22 protein-coding genes are annotated in these 25,289 nt (G+C 61.9%); 11 read left to right on the top strand and 11 right to left on the bottom strand.

Annotation, left to right across the window (positions count from 1 at the left end; all coding sequences use genetic code 11):
• The first annotated feature begins 128 nt into the window (after positions 1-128).
• From ATH90_RS12975 to ATH90_RS12990, 4 genes are all read left to right on the top strand, one after another.
• Positions 129-1,181 (top strand): 2,5-dihydroxypyridine 5,6-dioxygenase, encoded by a 1,053-nt coding sequence (locus ATH90_RS12975; RefSeq protein WP_098466440.1) that lies wholly within the window; start codon positions 129-131, stop codon positions 1,179-1,181.
• Between the two features lie 189 nt (positions 1,182-1,370).
• The gene (locus tag ATH90_RS12980) at positions 1,371-1,805 is read left to right on the top strand and encodes a MarR family winged helix-turn-helix transcriptional regulator (RefSeq protein WP_034108832.1); all 435 of its coding nucleotides are present in this window, start codon (positions 1,371-1,373) and stop codon (positions 1,803-1,805) included.
• Between the two features lie 142 nt (positions 1,806-1,947).
• Positions 1,948-2,430, top strand: coding sequence for a (2Fe-2S)-binding protein (locus ATH90_RS12985; RefSeq protein WP_034108830.1), 483 nt, complete (start codon positions 1,948-1,950; stop codon positions 2,428-2,430).
• A gap of 5 nt (positions 2,431-2,435) precedes the next feature.
• The gene (locus tag ATH90_RS12990; RefSeq protein ID WP_098467671.1) at positions 2,436-5,963 is read left to right on the top strand and encodes a molybdopterin cofactor-binding domain-containing protein; all 3,528 of its coding nucleotides are present in this window, start codon (positions 2,436-2,438) and stop codon (positions 5,961-5,963) included.
• A 67-nt stretch (positions 5,964-6,030) separates the two neighbouring features.
• Here the strand turns inward: ATH90_RS12990 and ATH90_RS12995 are convergent, their stop codons facing one another.
• Entirely contained in the window at positions 6,031-6,678 is a 648-nt protein-coding gene (locus ATH90_RS12995; RefSeq protein WP_098466441.1) for a TetR/AcrR family transcriptional regulator, read from the bottom strand.
• 160 nt (positions 6,679-6,838) lie between these two features.
• On the opposite strand from ATH90_RS12995, the gene ggt reads away from it, so the two are divergent.
• Both ggt and xth read left to right on the top strand, forming a co-directional pair.
• A complete protein-coding gene (gene ggt, locus ATH90_RS13000) occupies positions 6,839-8,563 on the top strand; it encodes a gamma-glutamyltransferase (protein WP_098466442.1) in 1,725 nt (574 codons plus the stop codon).
• A 121-nt stretch (positions 8,564-8,684) separates the two neighbouring features.
• Positions 8,685-9,479 (top strand): exodeoxyribonuclease III, encoded by a 795-nt coding sequence (xth, locus tag ATH90_RS13005; RefSeq protein ID WP_098466443.1) that lies wholly within the window; start codon positions 8,685-8,687, stop codon positions 9,477-9,479.
• Here the strand turns inward: xth and ATH90_RS13010 are convergent.
• The 4 genes from ATH90_RS13010 to ATH90_RS13025 form a co-directional block, all read right to left on the bottom strand.
• The gene (locus tag ATH90_RS13010) at positions 9,476-10,981 is read right to left on the bottom strand and encodes an FAD-dependent oxidoreductase (protein ID WP_098466444.1); all 1,506 of its coding nucleotides are present in this window, start codon (positions 10,979-10,981) and stop codon (positions 9,476-9,478) included. The genes xth and ATH90_RS13010 overlap by 4 nt on opposite strands.
• Positions 10,982-11,050: 69 nt before the next feature.
• The gene (locus ATH90_RS13015) at positions 11,051-11,572 is read right to left on the bottom strand and encodes an AAA family ATPase (protein WP_098466445.1); all 522 of its coding nucleotides are present in this window, start codon (positions 11,570-11,572) and stop codon (positions 11,051-11,053) included.
• Complete coding sequence (pnuC, locus tag ATH90_RS13020; protein ID WP_034108819.1) at positions 11,569-12,132, bottom strand: nicotinamide riboside transporter PnuC; 564 nt, start codon at positions 12,130-12,132, stop codon at positions 11,569-11,571. The genes ATH90_RS13015 and pnuC overlap by 4 nt, the downstream gene beginning before the upstream one ends.
• Before the next feature lie 146 nt (positions 12,133-12,278).
• Entirely contained in the window at positions 12,279-13,913 is a 1,635-nt protein-coding gene (locus ATH90_RS13025) for a methyl-accepting chemotaxis protein (RefSeq protein WP_098466446.1), read from the bottom strand.
• A gap of 221 nt (positions 13,914-14,134) precedes the next feature.
• Between ATH90_RS13025 and ATH90_RS13030 the strand changes: the two genes are divergently transcribed.
• Together ATH90_RS13030 and ATH90_RS13035 are read left to right on the top strand one after the other, a co-directional pair.
• A complete protein-coding gene (locus tag ATH90_RS13030) occupies positions 14,135-14,965 on the top strand; it encodes an undecaprenyl-diphosphate phosphatase (RefSeq protein ID WP_034109370.1) in 831 nt (276 codons plus the stop codon).
• On the top strand, positions 14,962-15,345 hold the full coding sequence (locus ATH90_RS13035; RefSeq protein WP_098466447.1) for a DUF1294 domain-containing protein: 384 nt from the start codon (positions 14,962-14,964) through the stop codon (positions 15,343-15,345). Before ATH90_RS13030 ends, ATH90_RS13035 begins: the two co-directional genes overlap by 4 nt.
• 496 nt (positions 15,346-15,841) lie before the next feature.
• On the opposite strand, the gene ATH90_RS13040 is transcribed toward ATH90_RS13035, so the two are convergent.
• Both ATH90_RS13040 and ATH90_RS13045 read right to left on the bottom strand, forming a co-directional pair.
• Positions 15,842-16,198, bottom strand: a complete 357-nt coding sequence (locus tag ATH90_RS13040; protein WP_034103560.1) for an MmcQ/YjbR family DNA-binding protein — start codon at positions 16,196-16,198, stop codon at positions 15,842-15,844.
• Positions 16,195-17,103: a LysR substrate-binding domain-containing protein gene (locus ATH90_RS13045; RefSeq protein ID WP_098466448.1), complete on the bottom strand. Its 909-nt coding sequence runs from the start codon at positions 17,101-17,103 to the stop codon at positions 16,195-16,197. The genes ATH90_RS13040 and ATH90_RS13045 overlap by 4 nt, the downstream gene beginning before the upstream one ends.
• 192 nt (positions 17,104-17,295) lie before the next feature.
• Between ATH90_RS13045 and ATH90_RS13050 the strand changes: the two genes are divergently transcribed.
• The gene (locus tag ATH90_RS13050; RefSeq protein WP_034103549.1) at positions 17,296-17,907 is read left to right on the top strand and encodes an FMN-dependent NADH-azoreductase; all 612 of its coding nucleotides are present in this window, start codon (positions 17,296-17,298) and stop codon (positions 17,905-17,907) included.
• A gap of 207 nt (positions 17,908-18,114) precedes the next feature.
• On the top strand, positions 18,115-19,152 hold the full coding sequence (locus tag ATH90_RS13055) for an alpha/beta hydrolase family protein (protein WP_098466449.1): 1,038 nt from the start codon (positions 18,115-18,117) through the stop codon (positions 19,150-19,152).
• Here the strand turns inward: ATH90_RS13055 and ATH90_RS13060 are convergent.
• The 3 genes from ATH90_RS13060 to ATH90_RS13070 form a co-directional block, all read right to left on the bottom strand.
• Positions 19,146-20,321, bottom strand: a complete 1,176-nt coding sequence (locus ATH90_RS13060; protein ID WP_069023934.1) for an MFS transporter — start codon at positions 20,319-20,321, stop codon at positions 19,146-19,148. The genes ATH90_RS13055 and ATH90_RS13060 overlap by 7 nt on opposite strands.
• Before the next feature lie 188 nt (positions 20,322-20,509).
• Positions 20,510-22,096: an ABC-F family ATPase gene (locus ATH90_RS13065; RefSeq protein ID WP_010210624.1), complete on the bottom strand. Its 1,587-nt coding sequence runs from the start codon at positions 22,094-22,096 to the stop codon at positions 20,510-20,512.
• A 141-nt stretch (positions 22,097-22,237) separates the two neighbouring features.
• Positions 22,238-23,476, bottom strand: coding sequence for an MFS transporter (locus ATH90_RS13070; protein ID WP_069023933.1), 1,239 nt, complete (start codon positions 23,474-23,476; stop codon positions 22,238-22,240).
• 153 nt (positions 23,477-23,629) lie between these two features.
• Here ATH90_RS13070 and ATH90_RS13075 point away from each other — a divergent pair, with 153 nt between their 5' ends.
• The gene (locus ATH90_RS13075; RefSeq protein WP_098466450.1) at positions 23,630-24,442 is read left to right on the top strand and encodes a class I SAM-dependent methyltransferase; all 813 of its coding nucleotides are present in this window, start codon (positions 23,630-23,632) and stop codon (positions 24,440-24,442) included.
• A gap of 138 nt (positions 24,443-24,580) precedes the next feature.
• Here ATH90_RS13075 and ATH90_RS13080 read toward each other — a convergent pair whose 3' ends face one another.
• A complete protein-coding gene (locus ATH90_RS13080; RefSeq protein WP_034103537.1) occupies positions 24,581-24,967 on the bottom strand; it encodes a TIGR03067 domain-containing protein in 387 nt (128 codons plus the stop codon).
• Between the last annotated feature and the right edge of the window lie 322 nt (positions 24,968-25,289).

The raw sequence follows: 25,289 nt of genomic DNA on the forward strand, positions 1-25,289 counted from the left end.
TTGGCGCGCCGCTTGCAGTCTGCCTGCAATTCGGGTCTTATCATTATTAAATGGCGTATACGCTATAAAAATGCACTAGAGTGAAGCGCAGTGCTTGAACTTGGTGCAGGCCCACAGGAGACAGGAAAATGCCGGTAAGCGATTGCGAACTGACCCAGATGTTTGAACACGTGTTGACGCTGTCCAAGGTCGACCCGACCCAGAGCGTTGCCGTGCTCAAGAGCCATTACTCCGACCCACGCACCGTGCGGGCCGCGATGGATGCCGCACAGCGCCTGGGGGCCAAGGTGTATGCGGTGGAGTTGCCGTCGTTTAACCATCCGCGGGCGATGGGCAATGACATGACCGCCTACTGCGGCGACACTGCGCTGACCGGCAACATCGCGGCCCAGCGCGCCCTGGAGGCCGCCGACCTGATCGTCGACACCATGATGCTGCTGCACTCCCCGGAGCAGGAGCAGATCCTCAAGACCGGCACGCGCATCCTGCTGGCCGTCGAGCCACCGGAAGTGCTGGCGCGCATGCTGCCCACCGAAGAAGACAAGGTGCGCGTGCTGGCGGCAGAACAGTTATTGAAAAAAGCGCGCTCGATCCATGTGAAGTCCCGTGCCGGCAGCGACTTCCGTGCCGCGCTAGGGCAATACCCGTCGGTGACCGAGTACGGGTTTGCCGATGAACCGGGGCGCTGGGACCATTGGCCGAGTGGTTTCCTGTTCTCCTGGCCTAACGAAGAAACCGCCGAAGGCGTGCTGGTGTTGGACATCGGCGACATCCTGCTGCCGTTCAAGACCTACACCCGGGAGAAGATCACCCTGGAGATTGAGAAGGGCTTTATCACCAGCATCCATGGCGGTTTCGAGGCCGAGTACCTGCGTGACTACATGAAGTACTTCAACGACTCCGAGGTGTACGGCATCTCTCATATCGGCTGGGGCCTGCAGCCACGGGCGCAATGGACCGCCATGGGCCTGCACGACAAGAACGATGGCATGTGCATGGACGCGCGGGCGTTCTATGGCAACTTCCTGTTCTCCACCGGGCCGAATACCGAAGTGGGCGGGACGCGCAAGACGCCGTGCCACATGGACATTCCGCTGCGTAATTGCGATGTGTACCTGGATGATGAAGCGGTGGTCATTGCTGGCGATGTGGTCGCCCCAGCGGCGTCCCGGGCACGCTGAATAACCCCGGTGGGCGCTGGCTTGCCTGCGATGAGGGCGTATCAGCCAGAGCAGTGGTTGCTGATATACCGCTATCGCAGGCAAACCAGCACCCACCGATTGACCGTGCTTTTTCAGTGAGAAACTTGAGTCCGTTCCCTAAGCCCGCCATCATGCTTCCCCATCGCTAGCCACCCACCGAGCTTCGCCGTGCCTGATTCCTACGTCTTTTCTGAACAAGTTGGCCACCTGCTGCGCAAGGCGTACCAGCGCCACCTGGCGATCTTTCAGCAGAATGTCGGCGACTCCCAGCTCACCGCCGTGCAGTTCGTGACCCTGTGTGCGCTGCGCGATCACGGTGCAAGTTCGCTGACTGAGCTGGTCAAGGCGACGGCGGTGGACCAGGCGACCATTCGCGGGATTGTCGAGCGGCTCAAGGCCAAGGAGCTGATCAGCCTCGAACCGGACCCGCAGGACAAGCGCAAAGTGGTGGTGGACCTGTCCCCCGAAGGTGCCGAGCTGGTTGCCCAGACCGCGCCGCGCGCCGCGCAGATCAGCGAATTGACCATGAGCAACCTCAACCCCGCCGAACGGGTCGCGGTGCTGTTCCTGTTGCGCAAGATGATCGACGATCCGCAGGAATAAGCGCGACTGGCACCGATTTTGCTCTGATTTGATGTAGTAGGCACTTCACTCGTCAAGTGTGTCGTGAGACCCCAGGTCCGCGACGCTTTTTTTTGACTGTTTCATGTAGTGTCCACTTCACCAACTGTTACGGGCGAAGCGAATGATCAGCCAGCACATCACGGTAGCGCTTGAAGTCAACGGGCATGTCAGCGACGTCAGCGCCATGGCGGACACGCCGCTGCTGCTGGTGCTGCGCAATGACCTGCAACTCAATGGCCCCAAGTACGGCTGCGGCCTGGGGGAGTGCGGTGCGTGCACCGTGATCATCGATGGGGTGGCTGCACGCTCCTGTGTCTTTCCACTGTCGGGTGCGGTGGGACGCGAAATCGTCACGCTCGAAGGCCTGGGTACGCGACAAGCGCCGCATCCCGTGCAACAAGCCTTTATCGATGAGCAGGCTGCGCAATGCGGCTATTGCCTCAACGGCATGATCATGACCACCAAGGCCTTGCTCGACCGTAACCCCAACCCCAGCGAAGCCGAGGTGCGCAACGAGCTGTCGGGCAACCTCTGCCGTTGCGGCACCCATATCGAAATCCTGCGCGCCGTGCTGCGTGCCGCCCGCCTGATGACCGTGGATTGATGACCATGACAGACACACCGCTTTCTCGTGATCAGTGGCTGGCCAAGGCCGGCGTCCTGTTGATCGTCGATGACGTGCTGCCGCCTTCGGGGCCGGTGGCCAAGGGCGGTACGCCCACTGTAAAACCCAAGGAACTGGGGCTGTTCATTGCGGTGAATGATGACGGGCTGGTGTATGCGTTCAACGGCCATGTGGACCTGGGCACCGGCATTCGTACCGCGTTGGCGCAAATCGTGGCCGAAGAGCTGGACCTGGCGATGGATCAGGTGAAGATGGTGCTCGGCGACACCGAGCGCGTGCCGAACCAGGGCGCGACTATCGCCAGCGCCACGTTGCAGATTTCCGCGGTGCCCCTGCGCAATGCGGCAGCCGAGGCGCGGCGGTTTCTACTGGCGCGGGCAGCGGGGCGCTGGGGTGTGAGCACCGCCAGTCTGACGGTGGATGCCGGTGTGATTCAGGCGGCGGACGGGCGCACCACCACCTACTGTGAGCTGGTCAGCGGCCAGCACGACCAATTGCGCATCAGCGGTGACGCGCCGTTGAAGGCCGTCGAGGACTATCGCCTGGTGGGCAAGGGCGCAGCACGGGTGGACATCCCCGGCAAAGCCACCGGTGAGCTGACCTATGTGCATGACATGCGCGTGCCGGGCATGCTCCATGGTCGGGTGATTCGCCCACCCTATGCCGGGCTCGATTGCGGGGATTTTGTCGGTAATAGCCTGCTGAGCGTGGACGAATCCTCTATCGCGCACATCCCCGGCGTGGTCGCGGTGGTGGTGATCCGTGACTTCGTGGGCGTGGTGGCGTTGCGTGAGGAGCAGGCAATCAAGGCCGCACAAGCCTTGCAGGTGCACTGGAAGCCCTGGAATAACGCCTTGCCGGACATGAGCGATGTCGAGCAAGCCATCCGCGACAACCCCCGTGTGCGCCGCACCGTTCTCGATCAGGGCACTGTCGATGAGGCCCTGGCCAATGCCAGCCAGCGCATGCCACGCAGTTACCTGTGGCCGTACCAGATGCATGGCTCGATCGGCCCTTCCTGTGGCGTGGCGGAGTACTCGCCGGCCGGCAGCCGGGTGTGGTCGGGCAGCCAGAACCCGCACCTGCTGCGCGCCGACCTGGCGTGGCTGCTGGAGTGCGAAGAAGGCCAGATCGATGTGATCCGCATGGAGGCTGCTGGCTGTTACGGGCGCAATTGCGCCGACGATGTGTGCGCCGATGCCTTGCTGTTGTCCCGTGCGGTCGGCAAGCCGGTGCGCGTGCAACTGACCCGCGAGCAGGAACACCTGTGGGAACCCAAGGGCACCGCGCAATTGATGGAGGTGGACGGCGGCCTCAACGCCGATGGCAGCATTGCCGCCTACGACTTTGAAACCAGCTACCCCTCCAACGGCGCGCCGACCCTGGCGCTGTTGCTCACCGGGCGCGTCGAGCCGGTGGCGGCGATGTTCGAGATGGGCGACCGCACCTCGATCCCGCCCTACGACATCGACAATATGCGCGTGACCATCAACGACATGGCGCCCATTGTGCGCGCCTCGTGGATGCGCGGCGTATCGGCCTTGCCCAACACCTTTGCCCACGAGTCCTATATCGACGAACTGGCCTTCGCTGCCGGCGTCGACCCGGTGGAATACCGCCTGCGCTACCTCAAGGACCCGCGGGCCATCGACCTGGTGAAGTCCACCGCCGAACGCGCCAACTGGGCACCGCGCACCGCGCCGATGCAAACCGCCAACGAAGGCCCGCTGCTGCGTGGCCGCGGCTTTGCCTACGCGCGTTATATCCACAGCAAGTTCCCCGGTTTCGGCGCGGCTTGGGCGGCCTGGGTGGCGGACGTGGCCATCGACAGGCAGACCGGCGATGTGTCGGTAACGCGCGTGGTGATCGGCCATGATTCGGGAATGATGATCAACCCGACCGGGGTGCAGCACCAGATCCACGGCAATGTGATCCAGTCCACCAGCCGTGTGCTGAAGGAGCGGGTAACGTTTGAAGAGTCGACGGTGGCGAGCAAGGAGTGGGGCGGCTATCCGATCCTGACCTTCCCCGAAGTACCGAAGATCGACGTGATGATGATGCCGCGCCAGGACCAACCGCCCATGGGCGCCGGCGAGTCGGCCTCAGTACCCAGCGCGGCGGCGATCGCCAATGCGATCTATGACGCCACCGGCATTCGTTTTCGCGAGTTGCCGATTACCCCGGAGCGGGTGCTGGCGGCGCTGAATGCCGCGACGCTGGGTGAGCCTGCCAAGTCGCCGCAAAAGCGCCGCAAGTGGTGGTTCGGCGCGCTGTTCGCCACCTTGGGCGCGGTGCTGGCGACGGCCTGGCCGTTTCACAATGAGATCGCACCCATTGCACCGCCCAGCGCCGGCACCTGGTCCAAGGCCACCCTGGAACGCGGGCGTTTGCTCGCAGCGGTGGGGGATTGCGCGGTATGCCACACCGCGCCCGGTGGCGCGACCAATGCCGGTGGGTTGGCCATGGAAACGCCGTTCGGCACGCTGTACAGCAGCAATATTACCCCGGACGTGAAGACCGGGATCGGCGCCTGGTCGTACCCAGCCTTCGAGCGGGCGATGCGCGACGGTATTGGCCGTGACGGGCGCAACCTGTACCCGGCGTTTCCCTACACGGCGTTTCGCAATATCAATGAGGCGGATATGCAGGCGCTGTATGCCTACCTGATGTCCCAGGCGCCAGTGAGCCAAGCGCCGACGCCGAATGCCATGCGTTTTCCGTTCTCTATCCGGCCGTTGATGGCGGGGTGGAATGCGCTGAATTTGCGCCGCGGTGAAATTACGCTGCAGCCTGAGCGCGGCGAGCAGTGGAACCGTGGCAATTATCTGGTCAACGGCCTGGGCCACTGCGCTGCGTGCCATTCACCGCGCAACTTGATGGGGGCGGAGAAGGGTGGAACGTCTTTCCTGGCGGGCGGGACAGTCGATGGCTGGGAGGCGCCGGCGCTGACTGGATTGTCCAAGGCGCCGACGCCGTGGACCGAAGACCAGTTGTTCACCTACCTAAGCACCGGCTATTCCGACGCCCACGGCGTGGCCGCAGGTCCGATGGGGCCGGTGGTCAGCGAGTTGTCGAAGCTGGCCAAGGCAGACATCCGCGCCATGGCGGTGTACCTGGCCTCGTTGAAGGGCGATGCGGCGGCCGAGGCCCAGGTGGCCGCCGCCGTTAGCGTGCCGAACCCCAATGGCCGGCGGGTGTTCGAAGGGGCGTGCAAGGCCTGCCATGCCGACGGCCTGGGGCCGAAGTTGTTGGGTGTGAGCCCGTCGTTGGCGACCAATACCAACGTGCACAGCGATCAGCCGGATAATTTGATCAAGGTGATTCTGCAGGGCATCAATACGCCGGCGACCAAGGATCTTGGGTATATGCCAGGGTTCAGGGACAGTTTGTCGAATAGCCAGGTGGCGGATCTGGTTGCGTATCTACGCGGGCAATTTGCGCCGAATGCGCCGCAGTGGAACGGCTTGGAACAGAAGGTCGCCCACCTGCGCGCCAACCCCGGCACGCACTGATCGTTCAAGGCCTATGAGGACCAGATGTGGGAGCTGGCAAGCCAGCTCCCACAATGTGATCCGGTTTCTATAGTGGGATCGGTGTTACACCCCGCACCACCAAATCACTGATAAACCCCAGCCAATCCTGCTGCTGACCCTTGCCCGCCAGGTCTTCACCGAGGAACGAGCTGAGGGTGTGGCGGTTGGAGTTATAGAAGTAGCACAGCGAGGCAATCATCAAGTACACATGCTTGAGGTCCACATCCAGGCGGAAAATCCCCTGGGCCTGGCCGGCTTCGATGATCGGCTTCAGCACGCCCACCGCTTCTCCCGACAACCTGCGCATCTCGCCGGATTGTTGCGCGTGCTTGCCCTGGTGCAGGTTCTCGATGCTCAAGATCGCCACGAACTCCGGGTGCTTGACGTAGTAATTCCAGATGAACGCGACAAGGTCGCGCAAGGCCTGCTCCGGAGCTTCCAGGTTCAGCTTTAGCGTGCTTTCGGCTTTATTGAATTGCTCGTAGGTGTGTTCCAGCACGCAGACGAACAGGTGTTCCTTGCTGCCGAAATAGTAATAGAGCATGCGGTCGTTGGAGTCGGCTTCCTTGGAGATGGCGTCGACGCGCCCGCCGGAATAGCCGTCGCGGGTGAACACCTTGACGGCGGCCTGGAGGATGCGCGCTCGGGTCTGGTCGGCCTGTTGGGCGCGGATGCCGGTCTTCTTGATCGCCATATCAAAGTGCCTTGCAGGACAGTCAGGGCGCGAAATATAGCATGGGCTTTTTTCGGGCCGTTCTGTGACCGACAAGTTCTGTAACAAAAACGCCATCGCGCTGGGGATTGATTCCGTGACGGGCTATTTTGGTGCGTCTCAATAACTAGAGTAGCCATGGATGAAATACCAACCCTTCAGCCGTACCTTGATTGCCACAGCCCTGGTGTTGATGGTCAGTGGTGTGCAAGCCGCTTCCCAGGCCCCGGTGGCCGGTGAAAATGGCATGGTGGTGACGGCCCAGCATTTGGCAACTCATGTGGGTGTGGATGTGCTCAAGGCCGGTGGCAATGCGGTCGATGCGGCCGTAGCCGTGGGCTATGCGCTGGCGGTGGTGTATCCGGCTGCGGGCAACCTGGGCGGCGGCGGATTCATGACCGTGCAACTGGCGGACGGTCGCAAGACCTTCCTCGACTTCCGCGAAAAAGCCCCGCTGGCGGCCACCGCCAATATGTACCTGGATAAAGAGGGCAACGTCATCGAAGGCTTGAGCGCCAAGGGGCACCTGGCCGTCGGCGTACCTGGCACAGTGTCGGGGATGGAACTGGCCCTGAGCAAATACGGCACCCTCAAGCGCGCCCAGGTGATTGCCCCGGCGATCAAGCTGGCGGAAAACGGCTTTGCCCTGGAGCAGGGCGATATCGACCTGCTGCACACCGCCACCGGCGAGTTTGAAAAAGACAAGGACATGCGCGGGATCTTCCTGCACAACGGCCAGCCCATGCAGGTGGGCCAGAAGCTGGTGCAGAAAGACCTGGCCAAGACCCTCAAGGAAATCTCGGCCAAGGGCAGCGACGGCTTCTATAAAGGTTGGGTCGCCAAGGCCCTGGTGGACTCCAGCCAGGCTGGCAAAGGCATCATCACCCAGGCTGACCTCGACAAGTACAAGACCCGCGAGCTGGCGCCCATCGAGTGCGACTACCGTGGCTACCACGTGGTCTCGGCACCGCCTCCGAGCTCCGGCGGCGTGGTGATCTGCCAGATCATGAACATCCTCGAAGGCTACCCGATGGCCGACCTCGGCTACCATTCGGCCCAGGGCCTGCACTACCAGATCGAGGCCATGCGCCACGCCTACGTGGACCGCAACAGCTACCTCGGCGACCCGGATTTCGTGAAGAACCCGATCGAGCACCTGCTGGATAAAAACTACGCGGCGAAATTGCGTGACGCGATCGAGCCGCAGAAGGCCGGCGATTCCCAGGCGATCAAGCCGGGCGTGTCGCCCCATGAAGGCAACAACACCACCCACTACTCCATCGTCGACAAGTGGGGCAACGCGGTATCGGTCACCTACACCCTCAACGACTGGTTTGGTGCGGGCGTGATGGCGAGCAAGACCGGGGTGATCCTCAACGATGAAATGGACGACTTCACCGTCAAGGTCGGCGTGCCGAACATGTACGGCCTGGTCCAGGGTGAAGCCAACGCCATTGCGCCGGGCAAGGCGCCGCTGTCGTCGATGAGCCCGACCATCGTGACCAAGGACGGCAAGGCCGTGATGGTGGTGGGGACACCGGGTGGCAGCCGTATCATCACCGCCACCTTGCTGACGATCCTGAATGTCATCGACTACAAGATGAACATCCAGGAGGCTGTGGACGCGCCGCGCTTCCACCAGCAGTGGATGCCGGAAACCACTAACCTTGAGACCTTCGCGGTCAGCCCGGACACCCAGAAGATCCTCGAAAGCTGGGGCCACAAGTTTGCAGGCCCGCAAGATGCCAACCACTTGGCGGCGATCCTGGTTGGCGCGCCGTCCCTGGGCGGCAAGCCGGTGGGTAACAACCGCTTCTATGGCGCGAATGACCCGCGTCGCAACACGGGGCTGTCATTGGGCTACTGAGGCCTGATGCGCTACAAAATGCCGGCGCGGGCAAGTCCGCGCCCGCATCTGGAGGTGTGTGGGATTGAACATCCGCGCCTCTCCAAGGCTCTACCCCAAGAGCCCCGGCAGGACACCGCCCATGAAAGCGCTGAAAATCGCCACCTTCAACATCAACGGCATTCGTGCCCGGTTGCCGAACCTGCTGGAATGGCTGGCGCGGGAACAACCCGACGTGGTGTGTCTGCAGGAGCTCAAGGCCCCGGAAAGCCTGTTCCCCTACGCCGATCTCGACACGGCCGGTTATGGCGCGATCTGCCTGGGGCAAGCGTCGTGGAACGGGGTGGCGATCCTGGCCCGGGATGCCCAGCCACTGGAGAGCCGGCGCGGTTTGCCCGGCGATGACGGCGACACGCAAAGCCGCTATATCGAAGCCGCCGTGCATGGCGTATTGGTCGGCTGCCTGTATTTGCCCAATGGCAACCCGCAGCCCGGGCCGAAGTTCGCGTACAAACTGGCCTGGTTCGAGCGGCTGATCGCCTATGCGAAGGCGCTGCAAGCCAGTGAACATCCGGTGTTGCTGGCCGGGGACTTCAACGTGGTGCCCACTGACCAGGATATCTACAACCCACGCTCCTGGCTCAAGGATGCATTGCTGCAACCGCAAGGCCGCGAGGCCTACCAGCGCCTGCTTGACCAGGGCTGGACCGACGCCGTGCGCCATTTGTACCCCGATGAGCGCGTCTATACCTTCTGGGATTACTGGCGCCAGCATTGGCAGAAAAATGCCGGCCTGCGCATCGATCACCTGTTGCTCAACCCGGCGCTCGCGCCTTACTTGAAAGAGGCGGGCGTGGATGCCTGGGTGCGCAACGAGCCTCACCCCAGCGACCATGCGCCGACGTGGATTCAACTGGGGACGCGCAAAACGCGTTAACGGCTGCGGATCAGTTCAAGGGCTTTGGCCTTATCCAACGGGTGTTGCATACGTTGTGACAGGCGCGCCACCGCTTGTTGATGCTCGCAGGCGATCACTGCTTCGACCTGATCGCCATGGCAGAGCAGGGCGATGAAATCATGCTGTTGCAGGTCGCCTTCCAGGTGCAACCGGTTCCAGTGCTGCGGGTGGCCGAGGACTTCGAAAGTCTTGTCGAAGTGGTAGGTCCAGAAGAACGGCACGTCGGCGTACGCCAGGGCTTCACCCAGCATGTTGCGCGCCGCCAGCACGCCGAGCTGCTGGGCCACGCGCCAGTGTTCGATGCGCGTGGGCTGGTGTTGCCATGGGAACGTCACGTTGTCGCCGGCGGCCCACAGTCCCGGTGCTGCCAGCAGGCAATCATCGACGACCAGCGAGTGATCCTCGGCTTTCGTGACGCCTTCGACAAAGGCGGTGGCGGGTGTGACGCCGACGCCCACCAGCACCAGGTCGGCTGCCAGGCGATTGCCATTTTTTAACAGTACGGTACTGACGGCGCCATGCCCGTCCAGGCGCTCCGGCTCGGTGTTGCTGTGGAATATGACCCCGTTGGCCTCGTGCAATTGGCGCAAGGCGGCACCGATGCGCTTGCCCAGTTGCGCCGCCAGCGGGATGGCGTGGCGGCTGACCACTTGCACCACCAGGCCACGTTGACGCAAGGCCGACGCCGCTTCCAGGCCGATGAAACTGTCACCGATGATCACCGCGCAGGTGGCCGATTCTGCGCTGGCGCTGATGCGCGCGGCGTCTTCGCGGCTGCGCAATACGAACACGTTGTTCAGTGCGGCGCCGGGAATATCCAGGGGCTGGGCTTGGCCACCGGTGGCGACCAGCGCGGCGTCGTAGTGGTAATGGCGACCGTCAGCCAACTCGATGCGTTTGGCGACGCCGTCCAGGCGTTGCACTTGGCCGTGAACATTCACCGCTTCGTCCAGCAGTGACGGGGTGTCATCGGCCGCCATTTCGCCGGCAATCACGAATTTGCTCAGGGCGGTGCGGTCGTAGGCCGGCCGCTGTTCGCGGTCGATCCACAGCAAGCGCCCGGCAAACCCGTGGCGCTTCAAGGCAGCCACGGCGGCGGCACCCGCGGCACCGGCGCCGATCACGGCAAAACAGCGACCGTCTGCAGGGGGGGTTACTGACTCGGCAGTGAGGGGTTCGTCGCCGACGCTCACCACGCCATCGTGAACGTGCACCGGGTATTGCTTGAGCCCGACCAGTGCCAGTGGTTCGCGCACGGCCCCGCTGTCCACGGCAAACGCTGCCTTATGCCAGGGGCACACGATGTGACCTTTACAGATGACGCCTTCTTCCAGCGGCGCACCCGCGTGCGGGCAGTCCGCCTGGAAAGCCCGTACCTGGTCGCCGACGCGTACCAGCAGCAGGGGATGCGCTGCGGTCTGGACGCGAACACCCCGGTTTTCAGGCAAATTGATCAGGCGAGCAACGATGCGCACATTCATGGGCCAGTCTCCTTTAGAAGGTTGACTGGCGAGCAGGGCGATGGACTGCGTTGGCCCGATGGTCGGTCGCTAGGCGAGCAACCTCGCAACGGCGGCGAAGGCCGTGGCGCGGCGCTGTGCCCAATCCCCGCCTATCACCACCAGCGGTTGCCGGTGCTGCTGCATCCAGTCCAGGCTGGCCTGGAAAAACGCCTGGCGATCCGCCAGTTCCGGTTGGCAGCGCTGGCCGTCGGCGGTCCACTCCACATCATCCGGCGACAGCAGCAGGTGCAGGTCGTAGTGGCGTGCCAGCAGTTCACTGTCGAGCCAGGCCGGGTAGTCGCCGAACAGGGTCTGACTCCAGAGTTTGTTGGTCAGCAGGTGTGTGTCGAGGATCAACAGCCGTGGCTGTCTGGCGCGGGCGGCGTCTTCCCAGGCCAGTTGGCCATGGGCGATGTCCGGGATGTCCGCCAGGCGGGTGTCGCGTTGATGGTGATCGATGAAATAGCGCACATATTCACCCACCATCAACCCGCCGAAATGCGTTTGCAGTTCTGCCGCCAGCCAGCTTTTGCCGCTGGATTCGGGGCCGGCCAGTACCACCACCTTCATGCGTGCAACGCCGGGTCGGCACGCCATTCACGCCAGCCCTGCACGGCGATCACGGTGAACAGCGCGTAAAGCGCAGCGGTGAGGTAGAGGCCTTTGTAGAGGAACAGCCCGACGAAGATCACATCCACGGCAATCCACAGGGGCCAGCATTGCACGCGCTTTTGCGCCATCCACATTTGTGCCACCAGGCTGAACCCGGTCAGGGCGGCATCCAGCCAGGGCTGGGCGGCGTCGGTCCAGTGCGCCATGGCGGCGCCGAGCAGCAGGCTGCCGATTGCGCCCACCGCCAGGCTGGCAATGATGGCTGGCACGCCCAGGCTGGTCACCTGCCGACCCTGCTTGACCTCGCCGGCACGGGTCCACTGCCACCACCCGTAGACTTGCAGGGCGGCGTAGACCACCTGCAAGAGCATGTCGGAATAGAGCTTCACGTCGAAGAACACCCAGGTGTAGAGCAACACCATCACCAACCCGATGGGCCAGCACCAGGGGTTCTGCTTGACCGTCAGCCACACGGCGATCACCCCCAGGGCGGCAGCGAACAGTTCAAGCCCGGACATGGTGGTTCCTTGGGAGAGTGGAAGAGGGCGGGGATTGTAACCAAAGATGATCCTTTGTAGGAGCTGGCTTGCCGGCGATGGCGGCCTTGAGTGTTGCGCCGCTCTCAAGGGCTTCATCGCCGGCAAGCCGGCTGCTAAGGGGGGTATCAGACTTTGAATGGGCGGAGGAGCTCATCAAGTTGTTCGCTCAGGCCGCGCAAATGCGCACTGGCTACGCTCGACTGCTCCGCCGCTAGCGCGGTGCTGTGTGACAGGCCCGCGGCCTGGGTGACGTTCTGGTTGATGTCTTCGACCACATGGGCCTGTTGCAGGGTGGCGCTGGCAATCGAGGCGTTCAGGCCGTTGAGGTTGCGCAGGGCCTGGCCGATGGCAGTCAGGCTGGCGCCGGCCTGGCCCGCCTGTTCAATGGTCAGTTGCGACGCACTGTGGCTGTCGCTGATCACCTTGACCGCTGCTTCCGAGTGGCCTTGCAGGCGCTCGATCATGCCCTGGATCTCGGCGGTGGATTTTTGTGTACGCTGGGCCAGCAACCGTACTTCGTCGGCCACCACGGCAAAGCCACGGCCTTGCTCACCCGCACGCGCCGCTTCAATCGCGGCGTTGAGGGCCAGCAGGTTGGTCTGGTCGGCGATGGAGCGGATCACTTCGAGCACGCTGCCGATCTGGGTGCTTTCAGCCGACAGGGTGCGGATCACCTCCACCGCCTGGCTGATGGTGCCGGAGAGCTGGTCAATCTGCTGCAGGCTGCCGTCGATATTCACTTGGCCCTGTTGTGCCTGGGCCTGTGCGTCGCGCATTTCGCTGGCGGCGTGTTCGGCGTTCTTGGCCACATCCTGCACACCGTAGGTCACTTCATTGATGGCGGTCGCCACCAGTTCCATCTGCTGCGACTGTTGCTGGCTGCGGTCATGGGCCTGGGTTGCGTTGTTGCCCAGCTCCTGTGAAGACTGGCCCAGGGCATTGGCGCATACCTGCAATTGGCTCACCACCTGGCGCAGCTGGGCGGTAAAGCTGTTGAAGTGTCGGGACAGTTGGGTGACCTCGTCATGGCCATGAGTGTCGAGGCTGCGGGTCAGGTCGCTTTCGCCGCTGGCGATGTTGCCCATGGCGTTCACCGCCTCCTGCAACGGCCGCACGATGCTGCGTGCGATCAACGAGACCAGCAATGCCATGATCGCCGCGATACCCAGGCCGATGAACGAGGCTTTCCACACCTGGCCGTTGAACTCGGCCTGCACGTCATCCACATACACGCCGGAGCCGATAATCCAGCCCCAGGGTTCGAACAGCTGGATATACGAGGTCTTGGCCACCGGCGCTTCGGCTCCGGGCTTGGGCCAGCGATAGTTGACGATGCCGGCGCCCTTGGCCTTGGCCAGGGCCACGAACTCGTTGAACACGGCAAACCCGTCAGGATCACGGATAGCCGACAGGTTCTGGCCGTCGAGCTTGGGGTTGGCCGGGTGCATGATCATCACGGGTGTAAGGTCGTTGATCCAGAAATAGTCGTCATGGTCGTAGCGCAAGCCGCGCACCGCGCTCAAGGCTTGTTTCTGGGCGGCCTCGCGGGTCATCACGCCCGTGGTTTCGAGGCCGTGATAAAACGTCAGGATCCCGCTGGCAGTCTGGACCACATGCTGGGTCTGTTGGCGCTTGGCCTGGTACAGGTCGTCGTGAATCTGCTTGAGCATCAGCAAACCCAGGGCCAGCAGCATCAGCACGGCGACTATCAGGATCAGCCAGAGGCGCCGGCTGATCGACATATTGCGCAAACTGTTCATCGTCCTGTCACTCCGTGCTTTTTATAATTGTGGGGGCTGCATCGACTTTTCCGCCTTGTCTGATAGGCTTTCGGCCTGCAATCGCAAAACCTGAGTACTGCCTGATTTTTCACGCAATTTTTGCAGGCCGGGGTTGAAACTCAACACCGGTGCCTTGTCGTCAGTGAACCACTAAAAAAGATTAACGAGGCATGCCGTTGAGCATGACCTTTGGGGGAAACATGGATTTTTGGACCGCCATTCAGGCATTGATTCTTGGCGTCGTGGAGGGGCTTACGGAGTTCCTGCCGATTTCAAGCACCGGCCACCAGATCATCGTCGCCGACTTGCTCGACTTTACCGGCGACCGTTTCAACGCGTTCAACATCATCATCCAGCTGGGCGCGATCCTGGCGGTGGTGTGGGAATTTCGCGGCAAGATTTTCGAAGTGGTCAGTGGCCTGCCGACCCAGCGCAAGGCCCAGCGGTTCACCGTCAACCTGCTGATCGCCTTTCTGCCGGCGGTGGTGCTGGGGGTGATTTTCGCCGACCTGATTCACCACTACCTGTTCAACCCGATCACTGTCGCCACGGCGTTGGTGGTGGGCGGCATCATCATGTTGTGGGCCGAGCGCCGCGAGCACGAAGTGCACGCCGAAACCGTCGACGACATCACTTGGAAAGACGCGCTCAAGGTTGGCCTGGCCCAGTGCCTGGCGATGATTCCGGGCACCTCGCGTTCGGGTTCGACCATTATCGGCGGGCTGCTCTTCGGGCTGTCACGCAAGACCGCCACCGAGTTCTCGTTCTTCCTGGCGATGCCGACCATGGTCGGTGCAGCGGTGTATTCGGGCTACAAGTACCGTGACCTGTTCCAGCCTTCGGACCTGCCGGTGTTCGCCATCGGCTTCGTGACGTCGTTCATCTTCGCGATGATTGCGGTCAAGGGTTTGCTCAAGTTCATCGCCAGCCACAGCTATGCCGCGTTTGCCTGGTACCGCATCGCATTCGGCCTGCTGATCCTGGCAACCTGGCAGTTCGGCTGGATCGACTGGGCGGCGGCCAAGGCATGATGATCCAGTACCCGCGCCTGAAGGCGGCGCTCTTTGTGTTGCTATGCGCAGCGCCGTTGTTGGGTTCGGTATTGGTGTGGCAGCGTGGCGAGACGGTGATCCCGCTGGCAGCCTATGGCGTGGTCAGCGTGATCGCGTTCTTCCTTTACTGGAGCGACAAGCGCAAGGCGCGCACCGACAGCTGGCGCACCCCGGAAAACATTTTGCACGCCGTCGAGCTGGCGGGCGGCTGGCCGGGAGCGCTGATCGCCCAGCAAGTGTTCCGGCACAAGACGCGCAAAGTGTCTTACCAGGTGCTGTTCTGGGTGATCGTGCTGCTGCACCAAGTGTTCTGGCTGGACCAGTTGTTCCTGGGCGGCACGTTATGGTCAGTCCTCTAGGCATAATTACCTACACAACTTTGTACCCCCCCTAACCACGATGCGAAGCGAGCTGCTCTTGCTCTGGCTCTCGCTCCAGCTTTTGATCCTAGGCGCCCCATCAAACACGCTGGCCGGAATTCGACAGGGATTTGGGGGGTAAACCGGCAGGGATGCCGGTTTAGCTGCCCCGCGCCATGGAGGGCGCGTGGCGGCGGCCCCCCAAATCACTGTCGGATTACGAGCACACCGAGCGTGAGCGAGGTGCCGAGTGTTGGGGCAAGAGCCCTTTTGGTGACTTTGGGGCTCTTTTCCAAAGTGACCCGCTGTAAGAGCGGAAACCATAGCAGCCGTTGCCTAAATAACGGATATGTACGCGGTCTGATCCAATCTCCTGGTCGGCTGTCAGGCCGCCTTCGCGAGCAAGCCCGCTTCCACAGTTGGGTCGCGGGGTGACGGTTAGACAGTGGTTGGCTGTCGGGCCACCGGCGTGACAAAGCGCCCTCGGCACCGATACCTATGTCTCTAGAAGCAGGCCAACCTGAGTGCGCTTGGGCAGCTTGCTCACCACCAATTGGTGGGAGCGCTGCAACAGCCCACGCAGTTCCTCGGCACCCAGCGGGTAGGGCGTGTTCATGATGACCCACTGCGCCCGCGCCAGGTAAGGCGCAGGGTGGATGCCCGGGCGATCGACATGCCCCAGAAACAGCTCTTTGTCGACCTTGAACGCCAGAGAATCACCGCGCAGGTTCTGCAGGGCAAACATCTTGTTGCCCGCAATGGAAAACACGCGCACGCCACCCCATTTGTAGTCTTCCCGTGCGCCGGGCAGGCTGAGGCAGAAGGTCGCGACTTGGGCTTCGGTCATCGTCATAGCAGGCGGTCTCCACAGCCTTTGAAGCCTTCTTCGAGGTAATCGATCCAGGCGCGAATGGCCGGCAATACACCACGGCGATGCGGGTACACCGCTTGCAGCCAGCCGCCCGGCAAAGACCATTCCGGCAGCAGTTGCACCAACCGGCCGCTGGCCAATTCTTCTTCACAGTACATCATCGGCAGCACGGTAAAGCCCAGGCCCATGATGGCGCTGGCTTTGCGTACGATGAAATCATCAATGCCGAGCCGGGCTTCCATCGCCAGGTCGTGGGCGTTGCCCTGGGGGTCGAGAATGCGCTGATGCACCAGGCGATCCGCCTCGAGCGCACCCAGGATCGGCAACTGCTTGAGGTCATCCAAGGTCGCCACCTGGCGCCCGAGCATGAGGGCAGGGCTGGCCACCAGCACAGTCTGGGCCTGACGCAGGCGCTTGGTGACCAGCAGCGGGTCCTCGTCGCCGAATTCACGCACCCGCAGGGCCACATCGATGCCTTCGGCTACCAGGTCGACGCGGCGGTTGACCAGGGTCATCTCCAACTGCACCTGAGGATGGGCTGCGAGGAAGCCGGCGACCAGCTCCGGCAGGATGTGCTGGGCCATACCCACCGGGCAGCTCACCCGCAGTCGCCCACGGGGTTCACTCGACATGCTGGCCACGGCCTCATCGGCCATTTCCGCCTCCAGCAGCATGGCCTGGCAGTGCCGCAGGTAGCGTTCGCCGACAGCGGTGAGGGTCAATTGGCGCGTAGTGCGTTGCAGCAGACGTGCGCCGAGGCGTTCTTCCAGCTCGGCAATGCGCCGTGACAGCCGCGACTTGGGTATTCCCAGCAGCCGTCCGGCTGCAGCGAAGCCACCAGCTTCCACAACTTTAACGAAATAATAGAGGTCGTTGAGGTCCTGCATGGTCAACCTATTGTCCTGTCAATGGAACGAACTATCCGCGCCTGGCGCTTGCAAATCCATCAAAAAAGCCAGCACATCGTCTCACCAGTGGGACAAACAATCGCATTTAAACCCTCTAATCGTTTATTCGGATCATCTGTAGGATTAACTCCACTTGATCGCCACGTCGCGATCCTCACTTGGAGATCCCGCATGAAACTGTTGCATATCGATTCCAGCATCCTCGGCGACAACTCGGCTTCCCGTCAGCTCAGCGCTAGCGTGGTCAAGGCCTGGCAAGCGGCGGAGCCGGGTGTGGAAGTGACTTACCGTGACCTGGCCAGCGAAGGCATCAACCACTTCTCTGGCGCGACCCTGGGCGCCTTGGGTACCGCCGCTGAACTGCGTGATGCCGCGCAACAGCACGAAGCCGAGCTGAGTGCCTCGTCGCTGGCTGAGTTCCTCGCCGCCGATGCGGTTGTCGTGGGTGCGCCGATGTACAACTTCACCATTGCGACCCAATTGAAAGCCTGGATCGACCGCATCGCCGTCGCCGGCCAGACGTTCCGCTACACCGAAGCGGGTCCGGAAGGCCTGTGTGGCAACAAGAAGGTCATTATCGTCTCCACCGCGGGTGGCCTGCACGCCGGGCAAGCCTCCGGTGCCGCCCATGAAGGCTATCTGAAGTTGCTGTTCGGCTTCCTCGGTATCACCGATATCGAAATCGTGCGTGCCGAAGGCCTGGCCTATGGTGACGAAGTGCGCAGCAAAGCCCTGAGCGACGCCAACGCACTGATCAACGAACAATTGTTCGCCGCCGCGTAAGGCTTGTGTAAATTTCGCCTCTCCTCGGTTTCAATCTGAAGCCGGGCGCCTAAACTCTGTATTCTGCTCGCCTCAAAACGACCGGAGTACGGAGTTTTTTCGTTTGACCGCTGTCATTACTTTGGCCCAGGTTGTGCAAGCATGGGTTTAACAACCTGGACGTTTCTTCGATATGTCGGTTATCACGCAGCAAAGGTGGACATCCCCATGATGCGTCTTTGTGCTGTTATGGTTCTTTCCCTGCTCGGCGGCCTGATTTCAGTGCACGCCGCTCCTGCGCCTCACCCCCATTGGAGTGTGGGCTTCCATCGCATGACGTTTCTTGATCCGCTGGATCTGCAGCCGATGAAAGCGGTGGCCTTCTACCCCTCCACCGGCCTTGAGCACACCACGCAGCTGGGTGCTTACCACGTCGCTGCCACCGAAGACTCCAAGATCGCCATCGGCCGTTTCCCGATGTTGATGTTGTCCCATGGCAACACCGGCACGCCCCTGGCGCTGCATGACCTCGCCACCTCCTTGGCACGCAAAGGCTTTGTGGTGGTAGCGGTGCTGCACCCAGGCGACAACTACAAGGATCACAGTCGACTGGGAACGGTGAGCAACCTGTATGGCCGGCCGATCCAGATTTCCGAGGCGATCACCGCCACCCTGGGTGACCCGATGCTGTCGCCGTTCGTCAACGTCGACCAGGTAGGGGTGATCGGTTATTCAGCCGGCGGCGAGACTGCATTGATCCTGGCCGGTGCCAAGCCGGATTTCGACCGGCTGCGCCGTTATTGCCAGGAACGCCCGGAAGACCGCGACGCCTGTAACACCAAGGGCGAACTGGTGGTGGACCGCGACGACCTGCAACCGCAATCCGACCCGCGCATTCATGCGTTGATGCTGATGGCGCCGCTGAGCCTGATGTTCGGCCGTCATACCCTGGCGGACGTGCACGTGCCGGTGCTGCTCTACAGCGGCGATGGCGACAAGCTGGTGGCGGTAGACAAGAATGCTGCCGCCCTGGCGCGCAAACTGCCAGAGCCGCCAGACTTCAAGCTACTGGCCGGGGCAGGGCACTTCGTGTTCATGGCGCCGTGCGACAGCGACCAGTTGGCCGCGATGCCGGCGATTTGCACCGACGCTGACGGCGTCGACCGCGAAGGTATTCACCGTGACCTGATTTCCGAGGCGGGGCGTTTCTTCACTCACACCCTCGGGCAATCCACCCGTGCGGGTATGCAGACGGCCGATCAGTAAGCGCGACGCTTGAGCAGCAGGGTCAAGCCCAGGGCTGTGACCGATAGCAGGGCGGCGCAGAAGAAGATCCAGCCGTAGCCCAGGTTAAGGGCCACGGCGCCCATCAACGGTCCGGCGATCGCCAGGGCCAGGTCAAAGAACACTGCATACGCGCTGAGCCCCGCGCCACGGCTGCTGTTGGGTACCTGCTTGATCGCCTCCACACCCAGCGCCGGGTACACCAGCGACAAGCCAAAGCCGGTCAGCCCGGCGCCAATCAAGGCCACGCCCGTGGAAGGGGCCAGCCACAGCAGGGCCAGGCCCAGGGTCTCGATGGTCATGCAGGCAATCGCCGCCCTGAAGCCGCCAAAGCGACTGATGGCCGAGATGAACACCAGCCGCGACAGGATAAAGCACACGCCGAATACCGTCAGGCAATACGCCGCGCCGACCCAGCCGCGATTGAGGTAGTACAGGGTGATAAAGGTGGTGAGGGTGCCGTAGCCAATCGAGGCCAGGCACAGGCTGGCGCCAAACGGCGCTATGCGCCCGAACACCGCCCAGAACGGTAACCGCTCGCCGCGCACCACCGGCACCGACGGCTTGTTGCGGATCAGCACCAGGCCCAGTGCGGACAACACCGCCAGCGCGATACCGAGGCTGTTGTAGCCATACTCGGCCACCATCACCACGCCAAGGGGCGCACCAATGGCGATCGCACCGTAGGACGCGATGCCGTTCCACGAAATTGACCGCGCCGTGTGCTCTGCGCCGACGGCGCCCATGCACCAACTGATGGTGCCCACGCCGATCAGCCCCTGCGCCACGCCCAGCAATAACCGGGCGACGACCAGGATGCCCAGGCTCAACGACGGCAGGCTGTCCACCAGCGTGGCAAAAAACGTCAGCACGCCACTCACGAGGATCCCGGCCAGCCCCAGCACAATCGCCCGCTTGGTGCCGACGGTGTCGGACATGCGCCCCGCCATGGGACGGCTGAGCAGGGTGGCCAGGTATTGGGAGCCGATCGTGATCCCGGCCACCACCGCGCTGAACCCCAGTTGTTCATGCACATAGCCAGGGATGACCGCGATGGGCAGGCCGATGCAGATAAACGCGATGAAGGTGTAGAAGACGATGGAGACGATCTGCAGGGTGATCGACAGGGAGCTGGGGGTGGCGGCAGGCATGGGCACTCGTTCGCGGGCGGGCGGTGAATGCATGATGGCATAACCCGTCTTTCTGTAGGAGCGAGCTTGCGCGCGAAATCGTCAACGATATCGCGGGGTCGCCTCGCTCCGTAGTTGAAAGCAAAAAGCCCCGTCGCAATGGACGGGGCTTCTTCTTGCAGCTTGCAGGTTGGCGCTAAAAGCTGCTGTTAAAACACGACGCCTTGGCTGCGCAGGTAGTCGTCATAGGTGCCGCTGAAGTCGATCACGCCGGTGGCGCTCAACTCGATGATGCGGGTGGCCAGGGACGATACGAACTCGCGGTCGTGGCTGACGAAGATCAACGTGCCCGGGTAGTTCTCCAGCGCCAGGTTGAGTGCTTCGATGGACTCCATGTCCAAGTGGTTGGTTGGTTCGTCCATGATCAGCACGTTCGGCTTTTGCAGGATCAGCTTGCCGAACAACATGCGGCCTTGCTCACCACCGGAGATCACTTTGACCGACTTCTGGATCTCGTCGTTGGAGAACAGCATGCGACCCAGGGTGCCACGGATCATTTGCTCGCCTTGCGTCCACTGGCCCATCCAGTCGAACAACGTGACGTCGTCTTCGAAGTCATGCGCATGGTCCTGGGCGTAGTAGCCCAGTTCCGCAGCGTCGGTCCACTTGATGCTACCGGCGTCCGGGGTCAGTTCGTTGACCAGCGTGCGCAGCAGGGTGGTCTTGCCGATACCGTTCGGGCCGATGATCGCCACGCGCTCGCCGGCCTCAACCTGGAAGCTGAAGTCCTTGAACAGCGGCTTGCCGTCGAAACCTTTGGCCATGCGCTCGACGATGACCGCCTGGCGGTGCAGTTTCTTGTTCTGTTCGAAACGGATGAACGGGCTCACACGGCTCGAAGGCTTGACCTCGGCCAGCTGGATCTTGTCGATCGCCTTGGCGCGGGAGGTGGCCTGCTTGGCTTTCGAGGCGTTGGCCGAGAAGCGGCTGACGAACGATTGCAGTTCGGAGATCTGCGCTTTTTTCTTGGCGTTGTCCGACAGCAATTGCTCGCGGGACTGGGTCGCCACGGTCATGTACTCGTCGTAGTTGCCCGGGAACAGGCGCAGCTCGCCGTAGTCCAGGTCAGCCATGTGGGTGCACACGCTGTTCAGGAAGTGACGGTCGTGAGAGATGATGATCATCAGGCTGGAGCGCTGGGTCAGGATGTTTTCCAGCCAGCGGATGGTGTTGATGTCCAAGTGGTTGGTCGGTTCGTCGAGCAACAGCACTTCAGGGTCGGAGAACAGCGCCTGGGCCAGCAATACACGCAGCTTCCAGCCTGGCGACACTTCGCTCATCGGGCCGAAATGCTGTTCCAGGGGAATGCCCAGGCCCAGCAGCAGTTCACCGGCACGGGATTCAGCGGTGTAGCCGTCCATCTCGGCGAACTCGGTTTCCAGCTCGGCCACTGCCATGCCGTCTTCTTCGCTCATTTCCGGCAGCGAGTAGATGCGGTCGCGCTCGGCCTTGACCTTCCACAGTTCTTCGTGGCCCATGATCACGGTGTCGAGCACGGTGAATTCTTCGTAGGCGAACTGGTCCTGGCGCAGTTTACCCAGGCGTACGTTCGGCTCCAGCATGACCTGGCCGCCGGACGGATCGAGGTCACCACCGAGGATTTTCATGAAGGTCGACTTGCCGCAACCGTTGGCACCGATCAGACCATAACGGTTGCCAGCGCCGAACTTGACCGAGACGTTCTCGAAGAGCGGCTTGGCGCCGAACTGCATGGTGATGTTAGCTGTGGAGATCAATTACTTTACCTATCAATGGGTTGCGAGCGTGACGGCAGGGCCTTCAGGCATGCGTCAACAGCGACATCAAGGCGCGAAACCCGGTCGCTGAGCAGAAAATTGGGGATGTGTGTTGGAATTTGGCGCGCATTGTCGCATATGTCAGGCGACAGTTGTATGTCGAGCGAAGGAAGGTTTCTCCAACGTCTCCGGCATCGCCAGCCATAACAGCGCCAAGGCCGCTGCGGCCACACCGGCCAGGGTCAGGAACGCGGCGTTGTAGCCGGCCTGCTGCACCACGAAGCCGGCCAGGCTGCTGCTCAGCGCGGCGCCCAGCCCGAATACCGTAGACAGCGCGCCCAGGCTGACGTTGAAGCGTCCGGTGCCCTGGGTCAGGTCCTTGACGATCACCGGGAACAGCGCGCCGAAAATCCCTGCGCCAATGCCGTCGAGCATTTGCACGGCTACCAGCCAGTAAGGGTCGCTGGACAAGGTATAGAGCACCCCGCGCAGTGGCAGGATCATGAAGCCAGCCAGCAGAAGGGGTTTGCGCCCCCAGATGTCGGCTTTAAGCCCGACCAGCCAGGCCATCGGCACCATCACCAACTGCGCGGCGACGATGCATGCCGAGGTCAGCGGCGTCGCCATCTGCAGGTTAATCTGCGACAGCTTCTGGCTGACCAGCGGCAGCATCGCCGCATTGGCCAGGTGGAACAGGGCGCAGCAGATGGCGAACAACAATAGCGGGCGGTTCGCCAGCAACACCTTCATGCCAGAGGGTTGTTCATGATCGGTGTGATGCGCCGGGTCGAAACCTCGAGCCACATCGTGGTCGATCGCCTCGGCTGACACGCAACTGATCGCGACGATACTGGCCAACGCCATGAAGGCCATCAGGTAGAACACCACGACTGGCCCAAACAGGTAAGCCAGGCCCCCGGCCAACAGCGCAGCCACGGCATTGCCGGCGTGATTGAACGTTTCGTTGCGCCCTGTGCGCCGGGTGAACGCGCGCGGCCCGGTGATGCCCAGGGAGATCGCGCTGATCGCCGGCGCGAACACCGAGGCGGCGACGGCGCTTGCCGCCTGGGTCAATGCCACCAGGCTGAAAGAGCTGACAAACGGCAGCAGCAGGCAACTGCCGGTCACCACGATAGCGGCCAGGGCAATGACTGCGCGCTTGCTGCGGGTACGGTCGATCAGCGCGCCTGCCGGACCCTGGGTGAGGAGGGCGGCGATACCGGCCAGGGTCATGACCACGCCGATACTGGCGGGGTCCCATTTATGTACGGCCAGCAGGTAGATAGCGAGGTAGGGGCCAAGACCGTCGCGTACGTCCGCCAGGAAAAAATTCAGGCTGTCCAGGGACAAGGTGTTGCGCAGGTCGGAGTGTCTGGCCATGACGAAGTCTTCTGAGTTGGCGTCCAGGGACTGAACACTCACAGCGTTAATGACACGCAGGCGTTGCGTTTAGTTTCGCCCGTTACTTAGGGTTTTAATCGGCGGGCACTTGGCTTATTTTCTGTGCCCCTGTATGGATTTTCTGGAGAAGCAATGGACATGCCCTCAGCTCAACAGGCGATTGCCAGCAACAAAGACGCCTGGGACCAATCTGCCAACCTGCACAAGACCACTGACACCTGGACCGCGCTGCTCAACAGTGTTGGCGATGCGGATTTCTCTTGCCTGGATCCCACGCTCACCGGCCTGCTGCAAGACGTCGGCGTGGCCGGCAAGGACGTGGTGCAATTGTGCTGCAACAACGGTCGCGAAAGCCTTTCATTGTTTGGCCTCGGCGCAGGTTCGGTCGTGGGGGTGGACCAATCGCAGGCGTTCCTGCAGCAGGCCCGCGAGCTGGCGGCTGTCTCGCCGCACGAGCCTGAATTCATTGAAAGTGATATCCATCACTTGCCGCACTCTTTGCTCGGGCGCTTCGATATTGCGTTGGTGACCATCGGGGTGCTGGGCTGGATGCCGGATGTGGGCTCGTTCATGCGCCACGTTGCCAGCACGTTGAAACCCGGTGGCACGCTGGTGATGTATGAAACCCACCCGTTCCTGGAGGTGTTCGACCCACGGGCGCAGAACCCATTCCTGCCGGCCAGTTCCTACTTTCAGCGCGAACCCTTCGTGCTGCAGGAATCGATTGTCTACGAGGGTCAGGGCGAAGTGGCTGGGCCCACGTCCTACTGGTACGTGCACACCCTGGGCGATGTGGTCAGTGCCGCGATCTCTGCGCACTTGCAGATCAGCCACCTGCAGGAATACCCCCATTCCAATCGCGAAGAGCTGTACGACCAGTACGAGCACCAGCCCGCACAACTGCCAATGTGCTTTACCTTGACCGCCACCAAACGTCCCGCTTGAGGCGTTTTTCCAAGGGCAAAAAAAAGCCCGCGGGGATAGGCGGGCTAAGGGATTCACTGGAGTAGGTAGGCTTTACCCTATAGACCCGAAAGTGAAGGGGTTGTGAAAATACTGTCGCAAGTTCGGATGGCGCATCGTTCAGGTACGCCGCACGAAAGTGCGCATGGTTTGACCTGGGCCAGTACTGAACGCGATTGGCCTTGGCATACTTTCATCCGCGGCAATGAACACGAACTCATCCCCTTCGAGGCGATAGCTGGCGGGTAGGTGCTTGCCTGCGTCATCCCCTATGGCGTCGATCCAGGTGATGCGCTTGGGAACGGTGCTGCTGTCCAGAAAAAACCGGCCAGCCAGTAACACCTCGCCGCTGACGGTCTTCACTTCGAAGCGGTCTCCGGTAATAGTAGTGAGTGCACCGGGAGCGCTGTGGGCATCGGGAGGATTGAGCACGCCGCTGTCTTCGAGGGCGACTTGCTCCCAGGCACCTTGAAGGGCCTGAATATCGGGGTCTGAGATAGATGACATACAAATTCCTTTTTGCTGAAGCGTGATCTGCCTGAGATGTAATCAGGTGTAGGAAAAATCTTATTTTTCAATTGTTAATGCTATTTCTCGTTACCACGACAGGCGATTGACGTTACCTTGCCTGGCCGCCGGGTAACGTCTTGTAACGGACCGTCTTTGCTCTGGGTGTCTGTCAGCAGTGACACCCTTGTAACTGAAATGAAAACCCTTGCTGCTTAGGATGGTGAGACTTCAATCAACAAGGGGGTCCTTTGCTGTTAAAGGTCCTCTTGTACCGCCGGTCCGGACGTTGCCCTCTGTTTATTACGTTGTTATTCAGGTC

This window comes from Pseudomonas lurida, from assembly GCF_002563895.1.
Classification (GTDB): domain Bacteria; phylum Pseudomonadota; class Gammaproteobacteria; order Pseudomonadales; family Pseudomonadaceae; genus Aquipseudomonas; species Aquipseudomonas lurida.